The sequence below is a fragment of the Luteolibacter sp. Y139 genome, from assembly GCF_038066715.1.
Lineage (GTDB): Bacteria > Verrucomicrobiota > Verrucomicrobiia > Verrucomicrobiales > Akkermansiaceae > Haloferula > Haloferula soli.
The window spans coordinates 80,703-98,150 of sequence record NZ_JBBUKT010000016.1 but is presented as its reverse complement, the minus strand read 5'-3'; the positions used below and the strand labels follow the sequence as shown (position 1 = coordinate 98,150).

General features: G+C 62.0%; 8 protein-coding genes. 7 read left to right on the top strand and 1 reads right to left on the bottom strand.

Features of this window, described 5'->3' with window-relative positions; translation table 11 throughout:
* Positions 1-30: 30 nt before the first annotated feature.
* Positions 31-1,080 (bottom strand): glycoside hydrolase family 43 protein, encoded by a 1,050-nt coding sequence (locus tag WKV53_RS26885; protein ID WP_341407938.1) that lies wholly within the window; start codon positions 1,078-1,080, stop codon positions 31-33.
* Positions 1,081-1,616: 536 nt separating this feature from the next.
* On the opposite strand from WKV53_RS26885, the gene WKV53_RS26880 reads away from it, so the two are divergent.
* The 7 genes from WKV53_RS26880 (at position 1,617) to WKV53_RS26850 (ending at position 17,226) form a co-directional block, all read left to right on the top strand.
* On the top strand, positions 1,617-7,751 hold the full coding sequence (locus WKV53_RS26880) for a beta strand repeat-containing protein (protein ID WP_341407937.1): 6,135 nt from the start codon (positions 1,617-1,619) through the stop codon (positions 7,749-7,751).
* A gap of 127 nt (positions 7,752-7,878) precedes the next feature.
* Entirely contained in the window at positions 7,879-8,406 is a 528-nt protein-coding gene (locus tag WKV53_RS26875) for an SRPBCC family protein (RefSeq protein WP_341407936.1), read from the top strand.
* The gene (locus tag WKV53_RS26870; protein WP_341407935.1) at positions 8,406-8,747 is read left to right on the top strand and encodes an ArsR/SmtB family transcription factor; all 342 of its coding nucleotides are present in this window, start codon (positions 8,406-8,408) and stop codon (positions 8,745-8,747) included. The genes WKV53_RS26875 and WKV53_RS26870 overlap by 1 nt, the downstream gene beginning before the upstream one ends.
* 289 nt (positions 8,748-9,036) lie before the next feature.
* The gene (locus tag WKV53_RS26865; RefSeq protein WP_341407934.1) at positions 9,037-13,485 is read left to right on the top strand and encodes a DUF1800 family protein; all 4,449 of its coding nucleotides are present in this window, start codon (positions 9,037-9,039) and stop codon (positions 13,483-13,485) included.
* 19 nt (positions 13,486-13,504) lie between these two features.
* Positions 13,505-15,019 carry a DUF1501 domain-containing protein gene (locus tag WKV53_RS26860; protein ID WP_341407933.1) on the top strand — a complete coding sequence of 505 codons (1,515 nt, stop codon included), beginning with the start codon at positions 13,505-13,507 and terminating at the stop codon, positions 15,017-15,019.
* Between the two features lie 14 nt (positions 15,020-15,033).
* Complete coding sequence (locus WKV53_RS26855; RefSeq protein WP_341407932.1) at positions 15,034-15,579, top strand: hypothetical protein; 546 nt, start codon at positions 15,034-15,036, stop codon at positions 15,577-15,579.
* Between the two features lie 57 nt (positions 15,580-15,636).
* Complete coding sequence (locus WKV53_RS26850) at positions 15,637-17,226, top strand: family 43 glycosylhydrolase (RefSeq protein ID WP_341407931.1); 1,590 nt, start codon at positions 15,637-15,639, stop codon at positions 17,224-17,226.
* Positions 17,227-17,448: the final 222 nt, after the last annotated feature.

Genomic DNA, 17,448 nt, shown 5'->3' with positions numbered 1-17,448 from the left:
CCGGCAAAGGAAAAACGCGGCAGCACCCGGTCACTTCCCTTCCGCAGGCGATGGGAATTGTTTCTTTAGCCGCTCTGCCTCTTCAGGCTTCAGCTGGAAAGCGCTGCCGTGCCGGGCATCGGGCGGGAACTTCACGTCATCCACCACCTTCCAATCCTTCAGGTCGAGCGAGGAAGAGGCGCCGAACCGATTCGTCATGCAGTAGTCGTAGAGCAGGAGCCAGCCGGAGCCGCTCGGGTCGGGCATGATCGAGCAGCCTTCGGTGATCGTCGGAACGATCTGGCCCTTGTTGAGCGGGCCTTGCAGGATCTCATACGGTCCCTCGATGTTCTTCGAGGTGGCGAGCCGGATGGCGCGGCGCTCACCGGTGCGTTCGCCGAATTCCTCTTCCTTGTGGAAGAGGTAGTAGGTCCCATCGACCTCGCGGAGCGTGCCATCAATGACCGAGTAGTCGGGATCGAACAGCACCTTCGCGGGCGTGAAAGTTTTCCAGTCCTTGGTCCGGGAGAACCAAAGCCGACTGTCCTTCCAGCCCGCGTCCTCGAAGCTGGAGGACCAGAAGACGAAGAACTCGCCGGCCTTTGCGTCGAAGAACCACTCGGGCGCCCAGATATTGCGGGGCCGCCTTCCATCCTTGTCACTGACGCCGTCCATCAATGGCAGCGATTCGACGGTGTCCCAGGTGATCAGATCGCGCGAGGTCGCGTGGAGACACACCGGCCCGTGGCCCCTTCGTTGGTCACCGGCAGCGCGACCGGTTCCCATCAGGTGCCACACGCCGTCGGGAGCGCGGTGGATGAAGGGATCGCGAAGCTGTTGAGTCCATACCGGCTCATTCCCCGCCAGCGGCGTCCAGTGCCGGCCATCCGTGCTCAGCGCGAAATGCAACTGCTCCACGCTCATGGGGTCCGGCAGGGGGACATCGTGGACTTTTCCATTCGCATCGACCTCGACCCGTGTCGGATAGCGCTGCCGGAAATAGGCGAGCGCCCAGGTGCCGTCCTTCGCTTCATCTTCGGCACGGACCTCCCCCGCCAAAAGGGCGGCGGCTAGGAACAGGAACTTCGGCATCCATTTCATCGCATGGGATTCCTACGAGCGCCGGGGAGAGAAGGAAACGGCAATTTGCCCCCCTAGGGCGATCCACCCTCTAGAAACCCGTAGGTAGGCGGGACCACGCTTCTTCTGATACTGAGATCATTGCTCGTTCTCGCGACCGGTGTCTCAGCCGGGGTCGGGACGACACTTCCAAACCCAATTCCGAGGCCGTTCCGACTGCTCACGTCCGTGTGGGCACGGCTGACGATTGGGCGAGTCTGCCCATGTGCCGCCGACCCAAGGCACCCAACCCAACGCCCGTAAATCCCGTGTCTTCCTCATCTCCTGGCTTTCGCCGGCTCCTGTGGCCCGCACTTCTCCTCGCGCTCTGCATTGGAACCGTACTGTGGAAGCAGCATTCCCCTGCCCCATCGCCGACGACGGCCAGAAATGTGCGGGAGTCCGCGCCAGCCGCCGAAGGCACGATGACGGCCGCGGTGGAAGCGGCTGCTCCTGTGCTCGCTGAGGCCGGGGTTTCTTCCCCTGCTGCCGCTTCGACAGCTCCCGCGTCCCGCGAAATGAATGTCGCACTCAATCCCTACGCGGCGAGTTTGCACGGACCCGGCACTTCGAAGCGGGCTTGGGATGTCCGCTACATCGAGAGCTTCCAGCAGGCGAAGGAAGGCGACCCGGTTCGCTTCGAGCTAACAGACGGAGCCATCGCCCAAGGCGTCGTCAAGATCGTCCAGTTCAATGGAGCGGTCGTCTCCTACGTGTCCGGCGAACTGACGGCACCGGAGAAAGGGAAGTTCTTCTTCATCACGCCGCCGGAGGGCGGGAAGGCCGGCAAGGCGGTCGGCGTGGTCGAGTTTCCGGCGAGCAAGGTCGCCTATCGAGTGGAGCCGACCGGCACCAATGGCGAGCCCGAGCTGTGGAAGCGTCGCCAGGACGAAGTGGTCTGCTTGAACATGGAGGAGGCCGATCCGGAGTGGCTTGCCGAGCAGATCGCCCCGCTGCGCCCCGATCTGGCGCCGGACTATGTGCCGGAGCACAATGACGAGATCATCTCCCTGCAGACCCTTCCCGGTTCACCGGCGGTGATGCTGTTAGACTTCGCCGGTGGCTACACGAACAGCTGGGGCGGTATCACCTATGCTCGTCCCAACATCGGCAACGACACGATCAAGGACATCTGGAAGCGCGTGGCGGAGGACTACATGCCCTTCAACATCAACGTGACGACCGACATCAAGGTCTTCCTCGCGGCTCCAGCAGCCAGCCGCCAGCGCTGCTGCTTCACCACCACGCCGGTCACGGCAGCGGGTGTGGCCTACTTCGGCTCATGGAACTGGGGCAACGACACCGTGTGTTGGTCGGTTTACTACGTGGGCAAGGCAGCGGCGGAAGTTGGTTCGCACGAAGTGGGTCACACGCTCGGGCTCGCTCACCAAGGCCAGACCGGTGGCGTGGAATACTATGGGGGCCACGGCGGCGGTGAGACCGGATGGGCGCCGATCATGGGAGTGGGTTATTACCAAGCGGTCACCACTTGGGCGAAGGGCGAGTATGCGAATGCCAACCAACCGCAGGACGAGCTCAGCACGATTACCACGACGAACAACAACGTCGGCTACCGGAACGACGACACGGGCGACAGCTTGGCCACGTCGCGATACCTGGAGATCCAGGCGAACAACACGGCATCCGCGGAAGGCGTGATCGAGCGCACCGGCGACACGGACGCCTTTCAATTCACCACCACCGGCGGCGCGATCAACCTGAAGGTGGATCCGGTGGCTCCCGGCGATTGGGGTGACCTTGCCACCATGGCCACGCTCGCCGATGCCTCGGGAACGATTCTCGCCACTGCCAATGCGCAGGACGACGTCTCGTCCACGATCACGACGACCCTGGCAGCTGGCACCTACACCTTCCGCGTCACCGGCACCGGCAAGAACGATCCGCTGACCAATGGCTTCACCAACTACGCGAGCCTTGGCTACTACGCCATCTCCGGCACTGTCGCCGGAGCACGGCAGCCAACGCGTCTGAGCGTGAACGAGCGCGCGCCTAACAGCACAGTGGTCGGCAACGTGCCCGCCACCAATCCCAACAGCAGCCCGCTGGTCTATACGATCACCTCGGGCAATACCGGCGGCACTTTCTCTATCAGCAACACCGGCGTCGTCACCGTGGCGAACAACGCGCAGCTGGACTACTGGGCGCTGGCCAATAACCCGGCGCTCTATGCCGCGCAGTTCGAGCTCTTCGTGACCATCACGAACGTGAACAATGCGACGCTCACCGAGACGAACCGCCGCGTCGTCATCGCCGTCAATCAACTCTATGCGCCGGTGCCAACTGGCTTGACCGCGGTGCTCAACAGCAGCTTGCGGATCGAGCTGGACTGGGGATCGAGCTACGGGGCGACCGGCTACAATGTGAAGCGCTCCACCACTCCGGGCGGGCCTTACACGAGCTTGGGAACGGTCACTGCCAGCAATTATTCCGACGGTAACCTCACGCACGGCGTGACCTACTACTACGTGGTCACCGCGGTGAACGCGAATGGTGAGAGCAACCCCTCCGCCCAAGTCAGCGCCCTCGCGCTGTCAGTGGCGGGTGGCTTCGAGTCACCGATTTTGAGCCCTGGCACTCATCAATACACTCCTACTGGCAGCACGGGTGGATGGACCTTCGGCGGCGTCGCGGGCAATGGCTCCGGCCTCGTCACGAACGGCAGCGCCTTCAACAATCCTACCGTTCCGGAAGGCAACCAGGCGGCATTCATCCAGTCGACCGGGGCAATCTCGCAGACCTTCTCGGGTTTCACACCGGGCACGACCTACACCATCTCCTATCTGGCAGCGCAGCGTCCCGGCAACCAGCAGACCTGGGACGTGAAGCTCGACAACACGATCCTCCAGTCCAACTCGGGTGGTGGCTCAAGTTTTGGCATCCGCACCAACACCTTCACCGCCACGGCTTCGTTCCATACCTTGTCCTTCGTTGGCACGAATACGGCCGGGGGCGATAATACGATCTTCATCGACAACGTGCAGATCCTCGTCGCGAGTCCGGCGGTCCCCAACTTCAGCTTTGAAACTCCCGGCTTGGGCGGCGGAGCCTATAGCTACAATCCTACGGGAGGATCATGGACCTTCAGCGGCACTCCCGGCAATGGCTCCGGCATTGCAGCGAATGGCAGTGGCTTCTCCAATCCCAATGCGCCACATGGCAGCCAGATCGCCTTCGTCCAGAATCTCGGAACGATCACACAGACACTTTCGGGATTCACTTCCGGCAAGACCTACACCTTGAGCTACCTCGCCGCACAACGGCCGGGCAGCTTCGGCGGACAAACGTGGAACGTGAAGATCGGCAACACGGTGATCCAATCGAACGCCGCAGGCAGCAACAGCTTTACCTGCTACTCCGCCAACTTCGTGGCATCGGCAGCGACACAGACGCTGTCCTTCGTCGGCACCAATCTTTCCGGCGGTGACCGCACCGTCTTCATCGACAATGTCTCCATTAGCCGGAGCGATGCGCTTCTGCCGGTGACTCCCGTTGTCGCCCTGACCAGCCCCGCGAATCATGCCGCCTTTGGCAACAATGCGCCGGTCAGCTTCACGGCATCCGTGACGGCGAATGGCAATGCCATTAATGCGGTGCAGTTCTTCGTCGGGAAGACGCTGATCGGGCAGGATTCCAATGCGCCATATACTTGCGCCTGGGGAGATGTGAAAGCGGGTCTCCAGACGGCGTATGCGCGCGTGCTGTTTAACAACGGTAGCTTTGCCGATTCGGTGCCATTGGAATTCGCGGTTTCCAATAGCAGCCTGAATCTCGGCTTCGAGACCCCGGCGCTCGGCGGTGGCCAGTACCAGTACACACCTTCGGGTGCCTCGTGGAAATTCTCGGCGACCGGCATTGCGTCGAATGGCAGCGCCTTCGGCAGTCCCACTGCTCCGGAAGGCACACAGGTAGGCTTCGTTCAATTCACCGGCACCACGTCACAGACCTTCACCGGCTTCACCCCGGGAACCAGCTACACCATCTCCTACATGGCCGCGCAGCGTTCGGGCAATCAGCAGACCTGGGATGTGAAGATCGATGACTCAGTGGTCCAATCTTACTCGGGCGGGACTTCCAGCTTCGCGGCCCGCACGGCGACCTTCACCGCCACGGCGCCGTATCACACGCTAACCTTCGCGGGGACGAACCTGAACGGTGGCGACAACACGATCTTCATCGACAGCATCAGCTTCAACCCGCCGCTCGCGGCCAATCCCGGTCCCGCGCTCGTCGCCAATACCTCGCCTGCCACCGCGACGGATGTGGTTGGCAGCGAGGTGAGTTTCGTCGCGGCCTTCAGCACCGGCCTTCCGACCACCTATCAATGGCAGAAGCTCGTGGACGGGCAATCGATCGATATCGCTGGTGCAACCACGCCGACACTGACGCTTTCCAATCTCCAGCTGGGCGATGCGGGATCCTACCGCCTCCGGGCCACCAATACGGCGGGCGTTTCCGTGAGTGGAACCAGCACGCTCACGGTCACCAGCGTGCCAGCGCCGGTGAACGATGTGATCACCAGCCATGCGGCACAGACAGGTCTCGGCAGTGCGAGCCCGCAGTTTACATCGACCTGGGAAGTCGCACCAGGCAGCCTGATCGCCTCCAAGTCACCGTCAGAAATCGGCACTGGCAACTTCACCAATAGCACCAACGTTCTCACCGATGGCAGCGTGGGCCGCTCGGCCTATAACTCCGGCGGCGCGACCGCAACACAGGTGAGCGCCGGTGGAGGCGCGGGCCAATCAGTGACCTACAATCTCGGCACCGCGCCGGCTGGCTACAGTCTCTCGAAGATCGTGGTCCATGGCAGCTGGCCGGATGCCGGTCGCGATCAACAGGCCTACACGGTCTCGTATTCCACCGTCGCTGATCCTACGACCTTCATCTCGCTCGCAGTGGTCAACAACAACCCGGCGAACCCCGCGGCCGTCCAATGCGCGACCCGCTCCACCTTGACTTCCTCCACCGCGGCCCCGCTCGCCAGCAGCGTCGCCGCGCTCAAGTTCGATTTCACTACGCCTGCGCCTGAAAATGGCTGGGTCGGCTACACTGAAATCGCCGTGTATGGCACGCCGCTGGAGCCCGCCATCACCCTCCAGACCTCCCCTGCAACGGCGGCGGATGTTGTGGGTGGCCAGGTGACCTTCAGCGCTTCGATCACGGGCGCCACCCCATTGACCTACCAATGGCAGAAGGTGGTGAGCGGCGTCCCCAGCGACATCGCCGGAGCGAACACGCCGACGCTGACCCTGAGCAACCTGCAGACCAGCGACACGGCAAGCTACCGTCTGAAGGCTACCAATTCGAGTGGAACGGCCACCAGCAACGCGTCCACTCTAACGGTCACTGCTGCACCTGCTCCCGTGAACAACGTGATCGCCGCGATGGCGGCACAGACCGGGCTGGGCGGAAACACCACCTTCACTCCGAGTTGGAAGCTGGCCGCAGATGACAGTCTCATCAGTGGCATGTCGCCCTCGACTGCCGCGGGCAACTTCAGCATCAATTCGAATGGCAAGAACTCAGCCGCGCTCACCACGATTCGCAGCCTTTCGATCAGCCCGACCACGGGCGGAGAAAACAGCTTCAACTACCTGAGCTGCGGCAATGGCAATGGCGCCGGAACCTCGGTCATCTACACGCTGCCGGCCAACGCCAACGGCCATACGTTGACCAAGATCATGGTCCACGGCGGTTGGGCGGATGCCGGTCGCGACCAGCAGGCCTACACGGTCTCCTACTCGAAGGTCGCCACGCCGAATACCTTCATCACGCTGCGCGCGGTCAATTACAACCCGACCAATCCCTCGGGCGTGCAGTCCACGACGCGGTCCACCTTGACGGCATCCAGCGGCGTGCTGGCCACGAACGTGGCGGCGGTGAAGTTCGACTTCACCACGCCGACTTCAGAGAACGGCTGGGTGGGCTACGCACAGCTCGCGGTCTATGGAGCGCCGACGATGTCCGCGCCGACGAATCTGGTGGCGACGCCCGGAGATGCACAGGCGAGCTTGGCCTGGACGGCGACTCCCGGTGCCGCCTCCTACAACGTGAAGCGATCGACCATCAGCGGCAGCTCCTACACCACTGTCGGAAACGTCTCGTCCACGAACTTCGTGAATACCGGCCTGACCAATGGCACACCCTACTACTACGTGGTGACCGCGGTGAATGGCGGGGAAGAAACCCCGATCTCGAGCCAAGTGTCCGTCACTCCGAATCCGGCAGGCTATGATGGGTGGCTCGCCACTTATCCGAGCATCACCGGGCCGGACCGTTCGCCCGATGCGGATCCTGATCACGATGGCATGCCGAATGGCATCGAGTTCATGACCGGCACCTCTCCGGCGAGCGCCGCCAGTTCGTCCATCATTTCGCGCAGCCTGGATGCTACGGGAAACATCGTACTTCAGTTCAAGCGCGTGGATGCCGCGAAGGCCTACGCCGTCACCGTGGAGAGTTCCACGAATCTCGTAACCCCGTGGACATCGGTGACCGTTCCCACCAGCGCCATCACCAGTCCGGCGCTGACCGTCGTGGAAAATGGTACTGATCCCGATGACATCACCGTGGTGATTCCTGCGAGCGGCGCGTCGAAGAAATTCGCGCGGGTCCGGATCGCGATCCCATGAGCCTTGCCCGTCAGGCTACTGCATCTCCTCCATGAAGCGCGCCTGAGGCGGGCCTAAAGGAAAAGCAACTTTTCGGTTGCGCTTCTGGAGGAGAGGGCGCATCGTTTTGGCAACCTATTAGTTGCCCATGAATGACGTTACCGATCGCATTGAAAAACAGATCGTTCTCCGTTCGCCCCGCGCGCGCGTGTGGCGAGCCATCACCGACAGCCGCGAATTCGGTGCGTGGTTCGGCGTCGAGCTCGATGGACCTTGGGTAGCGGGCAAGCCCATCAAGGGCCGCTTCAAGGGTGAGTTCTCGCAGGAGATGATCGATGAATGGTTGAAGGAACTCGGCCTACCGCCATCACCGATCGCGAAGGTTCTTCCGGAAGTCTTCTGCGTGGTGGAGGCCATCGAACCCGAGCATCGATTCGCGTTTCGCTGGATTCCCTTCGGGATCGACGCCGGCATCGATCCGGAGACCGAGCCGAAGACACTTGTCGAGTTCCACCTCACCGACGAAGGCGATGGCACGCTCTTGAAGGTGGTGGAGTCCGGCTTCGACAACGTGCCACCCGCACGGCGCAAGCGTGCCTTCCTGATGAATACCGGCGGCTGGGAATCGCAACTGGAGAACATCGCCAAGTATCTTGATAAAGAGAGCGCGTCCTGATGCCCAAGCCTCCGTCACGTCCCAACGATCCGGCGATGTCGCGTGTCTTCTCCGCGCTGGGAGATGCCACGCGGCTTCATCTGGTGCATCGCCTCGTCGAGCGCTCACCCCTTTCCGTGAGCGAGCTAGGCGAAGGGCTGCCCGTAACGCGGCAGGGGGTGACGAAGCATCTGTTAGTCTTGGAAGAAGCGGGCGTGGTTTCCGCGCGCAAGGAAGGTCGCGAGCGCCTCTACACGCTGGAGGAGAGCCCGCTTCGCCAGGCCCGCGAATTTCTCGGTGGCATCTCCGCTGGCTGGGACCGCGCACTGGTGCGGCTGCGCAAGCATGTGGAGGAGGATTGAGGGAGAGCGACTTAGCGAGATTTCATTCGGGTCGAATCCCGATTTGAAATTATTCATTGCCTAAAGCGCTCAAGTTAGTAAGGATTCGATCAGCTCAAGGTTGCGCGGTGAATCCGCGTCCCTGAGTGCCGACTGAGACCTCTGAAGAGGATCGTCGATTTCGCCCACCGTGTTTTCCCCACGGCGGCGGTTCCAGCCCGGAAGGCTCCGGGCGACCAAGCAACCGAGAAATCCAATCCTCGCCCCAGGCCACGTGGCTCCTGGCGTTGGAAATCCTTACGTTTCTAACATGAACTATCCTTTACCCGGATGGCGCCGTAGCGCCGTCCTTAGCTCCTTGTTGTCTGCTGGTCTCGCCACCAGCGTGATAGCCGCCCCGAAGTATGAATCCGGATCGCTGATTCTTTCCCAGCCGAACGCCGGCACGTGGAAAGCGGTGACCTTCACCACGGCCTTTCCGTCGACTCCGGTGGTGGTGCTCGGCACAGCCACGAATGCGGATGCCGCAGGCTTCGCGGCGCGCGTCCGCAATGTCACGGCGACCGGCTTCGAATACCAGATCGATGAGTGGGACTACCTTGATGGGGTCCACGGTCAGGAGACCCTGAACTACCTCGCGATCGAGCCGGGGACGCACACGATCGATGGAAAGACCTGGCAGGCGGGTCGAACCACCAGCGTGACCCGCACCTTGCAGACGGTGACGTTGGGCAGCGGCTTCAGCGCGGCTCCGGTGGTGCTGGCCCAGGTAGAGTCGACCGCGAATGCCAAGGCGGTGACGAGCCGCGTGCAGGCGGTGACCACCACAAATTTCCAGCTCAAGACGATCACGCAGGAGTCGGATACGGCGACGCTTTCGAATGAGTCGGTCGGCTGGATCGCGATCGCGCCTTCCACCGGCACCTTGGATGGTGCGGTCTTCCAGGCGGCCAAGACCGGCGCGAACGTCACCGATGCGTGGAAGGCGATCACCTTCGGCAGCACGGTGCGGCAGCCACTGATCTTCGCGCAGTCGCAGACGAACAATGGTGTGGATCCTTTCGTGATCCGGCGCCGGAACCTCAGCAGCACGGGAGTGGAGATCTTCCTGCAAGAGGAGCAATCGGCGGGGACAGAAACCTTGCATGGCAATGCCGAGGATGTCGGCTTCCTGGTGCTTGGCGAAACCGAAGGCGAGGTGCGTTCGAAGCTGGAGCTTGGCGAGCTAGTGCAAGCCCAAGCGACTGCGAGCACTTGGCAGACCGTGAACTTTTCCACGAGCTACGCGAACCCGGTCGTCATCTTCGGACCATCGACGCAGAACGATGCTGAGCCGGTGGGGATCCGCGTCCGCAATGTGACCTCGACGGGCTTCGAGTGGCAGCTCGACGAATGGGACTATCAGGACGGCGCGCATGCGCAGGAGCAGGTGCACTACCTGGTGGCGGAGGAGGGCAGCTACATCATCGGTGGCCTGCTTTGGCAGTTTGGACGTGCGAGCGCTGTGAATCAGGCAGCCACGGCACTGACTTTCTCGGAAGCATTTGCCGCGGCTCCGGTGGTGCTCACGCAGACGACGACACGCAATGGCACCAGTGCGGTGAAGTCGCGAATCAGCGGAGTCACGGCCACGGGCTTCTCTGTTAGGCTCGAAGAAGAAGCCGCGCAGGATCAGACGCACGTCAACGAGGCGGTGCACTACCTGGCGGTGCAGCAGGGCAATGGCCGTCTCATCACGCCGCCTTTCCTTTCGGTGAACACGGTCGTGACAGCGGCGGACGTGACAGAGTTCTTCAAGTCGCAGTCCTTCACCCGGAAGGTCGCTGATCCCCTCCTCTTCGCGGACGTGCAGACGCGCAACGACACCGATCCGGTGACCCTGCGCTTCCGCAATCTCAGCGCGATCGGCGCGGACCTGCGCCTGCAGGAGGAAACGTCGCTGGACGTCAACGTGGCCCACACCGCGGAGAAAACCGGCTTTCTCTCAATCGCCGGAGCGTTGGACACGGATGAGGACGGGCTGCCCGATGCATGGGAGCTCGCCAACGGCCTGAATCCTAACAACGCCGCCGACGCCACGCTCGATCCCGATGGCGACGGGCTCAACAACCTCGCCGAGCAGACTTACGGGACCAATCCGAATGCCGCGAATGGCAGCGGCAGCATCACCGTCACCACCTTGGCACCGGATGCCTTTGAGAAAGAGGGCGGACGTGCTGCATTCCTGATCACCCGAAACGGTGTGGCACCGGCGACCGTGGCTTTCGCCTTGGGTGGCACGGCATCGTCCGGCGATTATGTGGTGAAGGACGACCGCGGTGCGACCCTCAGCGGCTCCGTTTCCTTCGCGGCCGGGGAGACTACTCGAACGGTGTTCATCGTTCCCACGCTTGATGCGCTGGAGGAGTATCCGGAGAGCGTTTCGCTTACGGTTTCCACCGGCTCGGGATACTCCGTCGGTTCGCCGAACGCGGCGACGGTGAAGATCAAGGACGCGACCGATGCACCGCAGAACGAGCAGCTGTTCGTGGCCTATCTCACCCGGCAGGGCACGGCGCAGAGCTATGGCTCCGGTGTCGCGACGCTGTTTTTGAATGGATCGAAGACCGCGGCACGGGTGAATCTCAGCTTCAGCGGCCTGACATCGAATCAGGTGAATGCCTACCTGCGATACGGCGTGACCTCGGGCGTGGGACCGGAACTGCGGCCCACCCTGCCGATCGGCCAGGTGTCGAATGAAACCTGGACCATCAATCCCGTCGGCGCGCTGGCCGGGCAGGATCTCATCGATGGCCTCTTTCAGAGTGGCGGCAAGTGGGTTTACCTGAACATCGGCACCGGCACCTATCCCGGCGGAGAGATTGCAGGCACCTTCACGCGGCAGACCGGCTCCAGCACCTTCACGGCGCCACCCGCGCCGCCCACACCAGCGGTGCTGACGGGTGATGCGCTGACGCGTGACGTGTCCCGCTTCCTGACCCAGGCAACCTTCGGTCCGACCAAGGCGGAGATCGATGCACTGGTGAACTCGATCCAGACCACGTATGGCGGCGACCGCATCGCGGCCTACTCGGCGTGGATCGATACCCAGTTCGCCTACGATCAGACCAAGCTATTAGACTACACCGAAGCGGCGGATGCCCACGAGTGGAACCTGCGCGGTGCCTCGCCCTCGAACTTCACGAACAACGACGAACCGTCCTACCACAATCGTCGCCGCGGCTGGTGGCTCATTTCGACGAAGGCACAGGACCAGCTCCGTCAGCGGGCTGCCTTCGCGTTGAGTGAGCTGTTCGTGGTCTCGGAGGATCTCGCCCTGCTTCGCAACAAGCACTATGGCCTTGCGAACTACTACGACCAGCTCGGCACCCGCGCGGACGGAAATTTCCGCACCCTGCTCGGGGACGTGAGCAAGAGCCCGGTGATGGGGAAATACCTCAGCCACCTTCAGAACCAGAAGGAGGTGACGGACGGCAATGGCAACGTGCTGATCAGCCCGGACGAGAACTTCGCGCGGGAGATCCTTCAGCTGTTCTCCATCGGTCTCGTGGAGCTTCATCCGGATGGCACGCTGAAGCTGGGAAGCGATGGCCTGCCGATCGCGACCTACGACAACGACGACATCACGAACCTCGCCCGTGTCTTCACCGGCTGGAGCTTCAGCAAGAAGAACGGCGCGGCGGGCTCCGGTTACCCGGTGCAGGACAATACGAATTTCTTCCAAGGAAACGGCCCGGCCTACTACCAGGCATCGTGGACGAATCCGCTGAAGAACTTCGCGGCCTATCACGACACCGGCGCGAAGACCGTGCTGGGAAGCAACATCACTGCCGGTCTCGCAGGCCAGGCGGATCTGGATGCGGCGTTGGACATCATCTTCGCTCATCCGAATGTCGGACCATTTGTCAGCCGGCAACTGATCCAACGGCTGGTCACTTCCAACCCGAGCCGCGGCTACGTCTATCGCGTCGCGCAGAAGTTCGAGAACAACGGCTCCGGCACCCGCGGAGCGTTGAAGGCGGTCTTCAGGGCCATCCTCCTCGATCCGGAAGCGCGTGACCTGTCGCTCGTGCAGCAAGTCGGCTCCGGCAAGCAGAAGGAACCAATCGTCCGCTACATCCAGTTGCTGCGTGCCTTCGACGGCAAGTCATCGCTGCCCCTGTCCACGTTGAGCGCCTACGGTTACCCGGCGGCCCAACTCAACAACTTCCCCACCGGCACCACGCTGTATCGCTATCCGAACACGGACGACGCACTCGCTCAGACGCCACAGAATGCGCCGACCGTCTTCAACTGGTTCCTGCCTGGCTTCAATCCGGGTGGCGCACTGGCCGAGGCAGGTTTGGTCGCTCCCGAGCTCCAACTGAGCACGGAGACCGGCGTGATCCGCACCACCAACTACGCGAACACCATCATCCAGAACAATGACGGCCAGAACGTGAACCGGCTGGTCGGCTCGACCGATGCGCTGGAGGAAAACGTGAAGCTTGATCGCACCGTCTACGAGCAGCTCTACGACGCGCGGATCACCGCAGGCGACAGTGTCACTCAAGCGTCCACGGCGGTGCTCGACCAACTCGATCTGCTGCTCACTGCGGGGAACTTCAAGGCGAGCTACGCCAGCGCAGCCACGCCAAATCCACGCAGCATCATCATCCAATCGGCCGCATCACTCGATGCTGCCACCACCACCGCCGTGCGGGTGAAGGAGCTGCTCTACCTGCTCGCCACCTCACCGGAATACGTGAACCAGAAGTAATCCCACACCATTCCTCACCATGAAATCACAGGACAAAGACTCGCTGCAGAATCGCCGCTCTTTCCTCCGCCAGTCTGCTTGCGCTTCGCTTGGCATGACGGGAGTGATTAACACCTTGGCTCACTTGCGGTTGGTGAACTCGGCCCTCGCGCAAGGAGTTCCGACGGGCGACTACAAGGCCCTGGTCGTGCTCTTCCTCTTCGGCGGAAACGACTCGAATAACTTGCTCATCCCGCGCCAGGGCCACGGCTCGTATAGCCAATACAAGAGTGCGCGCGGCGTGCTGAAGATCCTCGATGCGAATGATCCCGCCTACGTGGCAGGTCAGCCCGCTTCGATTCCCCTGACAGGAGCAGGTGCGGACTACGGCGTGCATCCCGCGGCCGGAGGTCTCGCCCAGCTCTTCAACAGCGGCGAGCTCGCCTTCGTCGCGAACGTGGGAACGCTGGTGTATCCGACCACACGGGCCGACTATAACGCGGGCACGGTGCCGCTGCCGCCGCAGCTTTTCTCTCACTCCGACCAGCAGGTCCAGTGGCAGAGCTCGGTGCCAGACCAGCCGTTCAGCCGCGGCTGGGGTGGTCGCATTGCGGATCTCCTCGCCTCGCAAGGCTATGCGCAGGGACAAGTGTCTCTTTCGGTGAGCCTCTCCGGAATCAACAGCCTGCAAGTGGCGGACCAGGAGGTCCAATACGCGGTGACTTCGGACGGAGCGATCCCCTTGGCGGGCTACGCCGCCGGTGGCAATCCCTATGGCAATGCCCTGAATGGCGACGGCAGCTACAAGACGACCACCGTCGGCAAACGGCTCAAGGCCTTCGATGACATCACGAACCACACCTACCAGCACTTGCTCGATGATGATCATGCGAAGGTCGTGAAGCGGGCTCGCGCGAATGAAGGCCTCGTCGGCGCGGCACTCACGGCCGCCGCCGCCACGGGCGTCGATTTCGACAACTTGTTCCTGAATGCGCAGTCGAACCTCGGCGACCAGCTCAAGGCAATTGCCAAGCTGATCGCGGGGCGCACCGCGCTGGGGAACAGCCGCCAGATCTTCTTCGCGAGCATCGGCGGCTTCGATACCCACCAGGACCAGCTCGATGCCCAGAACAATCTGTTAGGAGAGCTGGGCAATAGCCTGAAGGCGTTCAGCGACACGCTGAAGGCGCTCGGCGTGAATGACAACGTGGTGACCATCACCCACTCGGACTTCACCCGCACGCTGACGCCGAATGGACAGGATGCCGCGACCGCGGGCTCCGACCACGGCTGGGGTGGTCACCAGATCGTGCTCGGAGGGCCGGTGAATGGCGGCCAGATCTATGGCTCGTTCCCCTCGCTGGTGCTCGGCGCGGGACTCGATGCCGGGTCCAGCAATCGCGGCCGCTGGATCCCCACGACCTCCGTCGATCAGTATGCCTCCGTGTCCGCCAAGTGGCTCGGCGTTTCGCCGACCTACCTTGCGGACATCTTCCCGAACCTCTCACGCTTCGAAGATCCCTTCGGCAGCAGCGCGAATCTCGGGTTCCTCTGATCTGGATTGGGCCGATGAAAAAACAAACGATCCTCCTTTCAGGAATCGCCCTGACGATGATCGGAATCTCCATCGGGTGGAGGAAGGCCGCGGTGTCTTCCTCCACCCTTGGTGGGGCTCCCGTAGCGACGCCCGCATTGTGCGACTATGGAGATGTCAAACGGCCTCCCACATTGGTGCGGAAATCCCAACCTGCCATCACGCTGCTTCCTGAAGCCGCCGAGATTGCGGGACGGCTGAATGCGCCCGACACGACTACGGCGGACGATTTGGAGATACTGGATGTATTGGTGACCATCTTCCGCAAGGCGAACGAAGGGGCGAGTCCCGCAGGGGGAGAAAACGATGAGATCGTCAGTCAGCTCACCGGCCGGAATGACAAGGGTTTCGCGGTGCTGCCCGCGAAGCACCCAGCTATCTCAAGCACCGGCAGGCTGTTGGATCGCTGGGGCACGCCCTATTACTTCCATCCGGTCTCGCGTGATGTCCTCGGGCTGCGCTCCGCCGGTCCGGACGGCAAGCTCTTCAACGCGGACGACATCATATTGAATCAGGGGTAGTGGCGAAGATTCACAGGTTCCTTGCTTTTTCCGGCATGATGAGGGCCTCATGGGTCCATGAATCCCCGCTCCAACGTTGGCGCCTTCGCGTTGATCTCGACCTTTGCTGGCCTTGCTCTCTGCGGAGGAGCGTTCAAGGCGCAGGCTCAGGAAGCACCCGCCGTCACCTACCGCAATCCGGTGATCGGCGGAGACTTCTGCGATCCGAGCATCATCCTCGTCGGCGACACCTACTATGCGGCGGGTACTTCTTCCGAATGGGCGCCTCACTACCCGATCTACACGTCGAAGGACCTCGTCAATTGGCAGCAGATCGGCCACGTCTTTGAAAAGATGCCGGAATGGACGTCCGGCAGCTTCTGGGCACCCGAGCTGTACCACCACAACGGCACCTTCTACGTCTACTACACGGCCCGTAGGAAATCCGACAACGTCTCGGTGATCGGCGTGGCCACGAGCGACGACCCGGCGAAAGGATTCACCGACAAAGGCATCATCCTGGAGTGGGGCTCCGAGGCGATCGACGGCTTCGTTTTCAAGGATAACGACGGCAAGCTCTACTTCTCCTGGAAAGCGTATGGCCTGGAAAAGAACCGCCCCGTTTCCCTGCTCGCCAGCGAAATGACGGACGATGCCCTGAAGCTAAAGGGCGAGCCGTTTGAACTCTTGCAGGAAGGCGGCAAGCCAATCTCTGCCGAAGGCCAGGTCATGACCCGTCGCGGTGATTGGTATTACGTCTTCTATTCCACCAAGGGCTGCTGCGGCCGCGGCTGCGACTATCAGCTCGAAGTCTCTCGTGCCAAGAGCCTGAAAGGCCCGTGGGAACCGTCTCCCGTGAATCCCATCCTTTCCGGCGGCGACGAATGGAAGTGCCCGGGTCACGGCACCCTCGTCACGCTTCCGGACAAGCGGGACTTCTTCCTCTATCACGCGTACAACGCGAAGGAGAATGTCTACACCGGCCGGCAGGGTCTTCTCGGCGAAATCTCTTGGCAGGACAATGGCTGGCCAGTCTTCGCAGGTGGTCCAACACCTCGCGCGACGGGAATCTCGCCCTTCGGCAAGCAGCAGGCGGCGAGCCCCGCGGATTTCGCGAACTCTTTCGACAATCCAAAACCGGCACTCGCATGGCAGTGGGATCTTCGTCACTCACCCACTATCAAGATCGCGGACGGCGCGCTTCATCTCGGCGTCTCGGATGCGCCTGAGGCGAGTCCGGCCGGAACCTTCCTCGGCGTTCGTGTGCAACAAGGAGACTACACACTCACCGCCACCGTCGAGCCTAGTGGTCCAGCGCAAGAGGGTATCGCGATCTATGGTGAAGCAAAGAGCGCGCTCGTCCTTCGGATCGAAGACAAAAGCCTGGTGCTTTCGAAAGTGGAGAAGGGCCAGCCAAAGCAACTGGCTACCAGCCCTCTCCCCGAGGGTGAAAAGCTCCAACTCCGCATGGTCGTTCGCGAAGGCCATAAGTTCCGCTTCTCTTCCAGCACCGACGGCAAGGAATGGAAAGCCATCGGCGACCAAGAGATTGACGGCGCCTTCATCCCGCCATGGGACCGCGCGCCCCGAGTCGGCGTCGTTGTTGCAGGCAAACCCGGCGACACAGGAAACTTCGATTTGGTGGAGCTCCACTACGAACGTCCCTGAATATCCGCCATGCGGGGACATGGGAGAAGATCGCCGACGAACGGGTTCATGATCCGGTTCCGCCGCAGGAAGCGCTGAGCTTTTTGGCGGTGTTAGGCCAATCCACACTACAAGGTCCAACTTTTGTAAGGGACCGGGCATGTTTCATAATGCCCGATAGTAAAGGCAACGTTGATCTGTGGCGGTGATTTAGGTAGTAGCTCGCCCATCTCACCCCGGTCA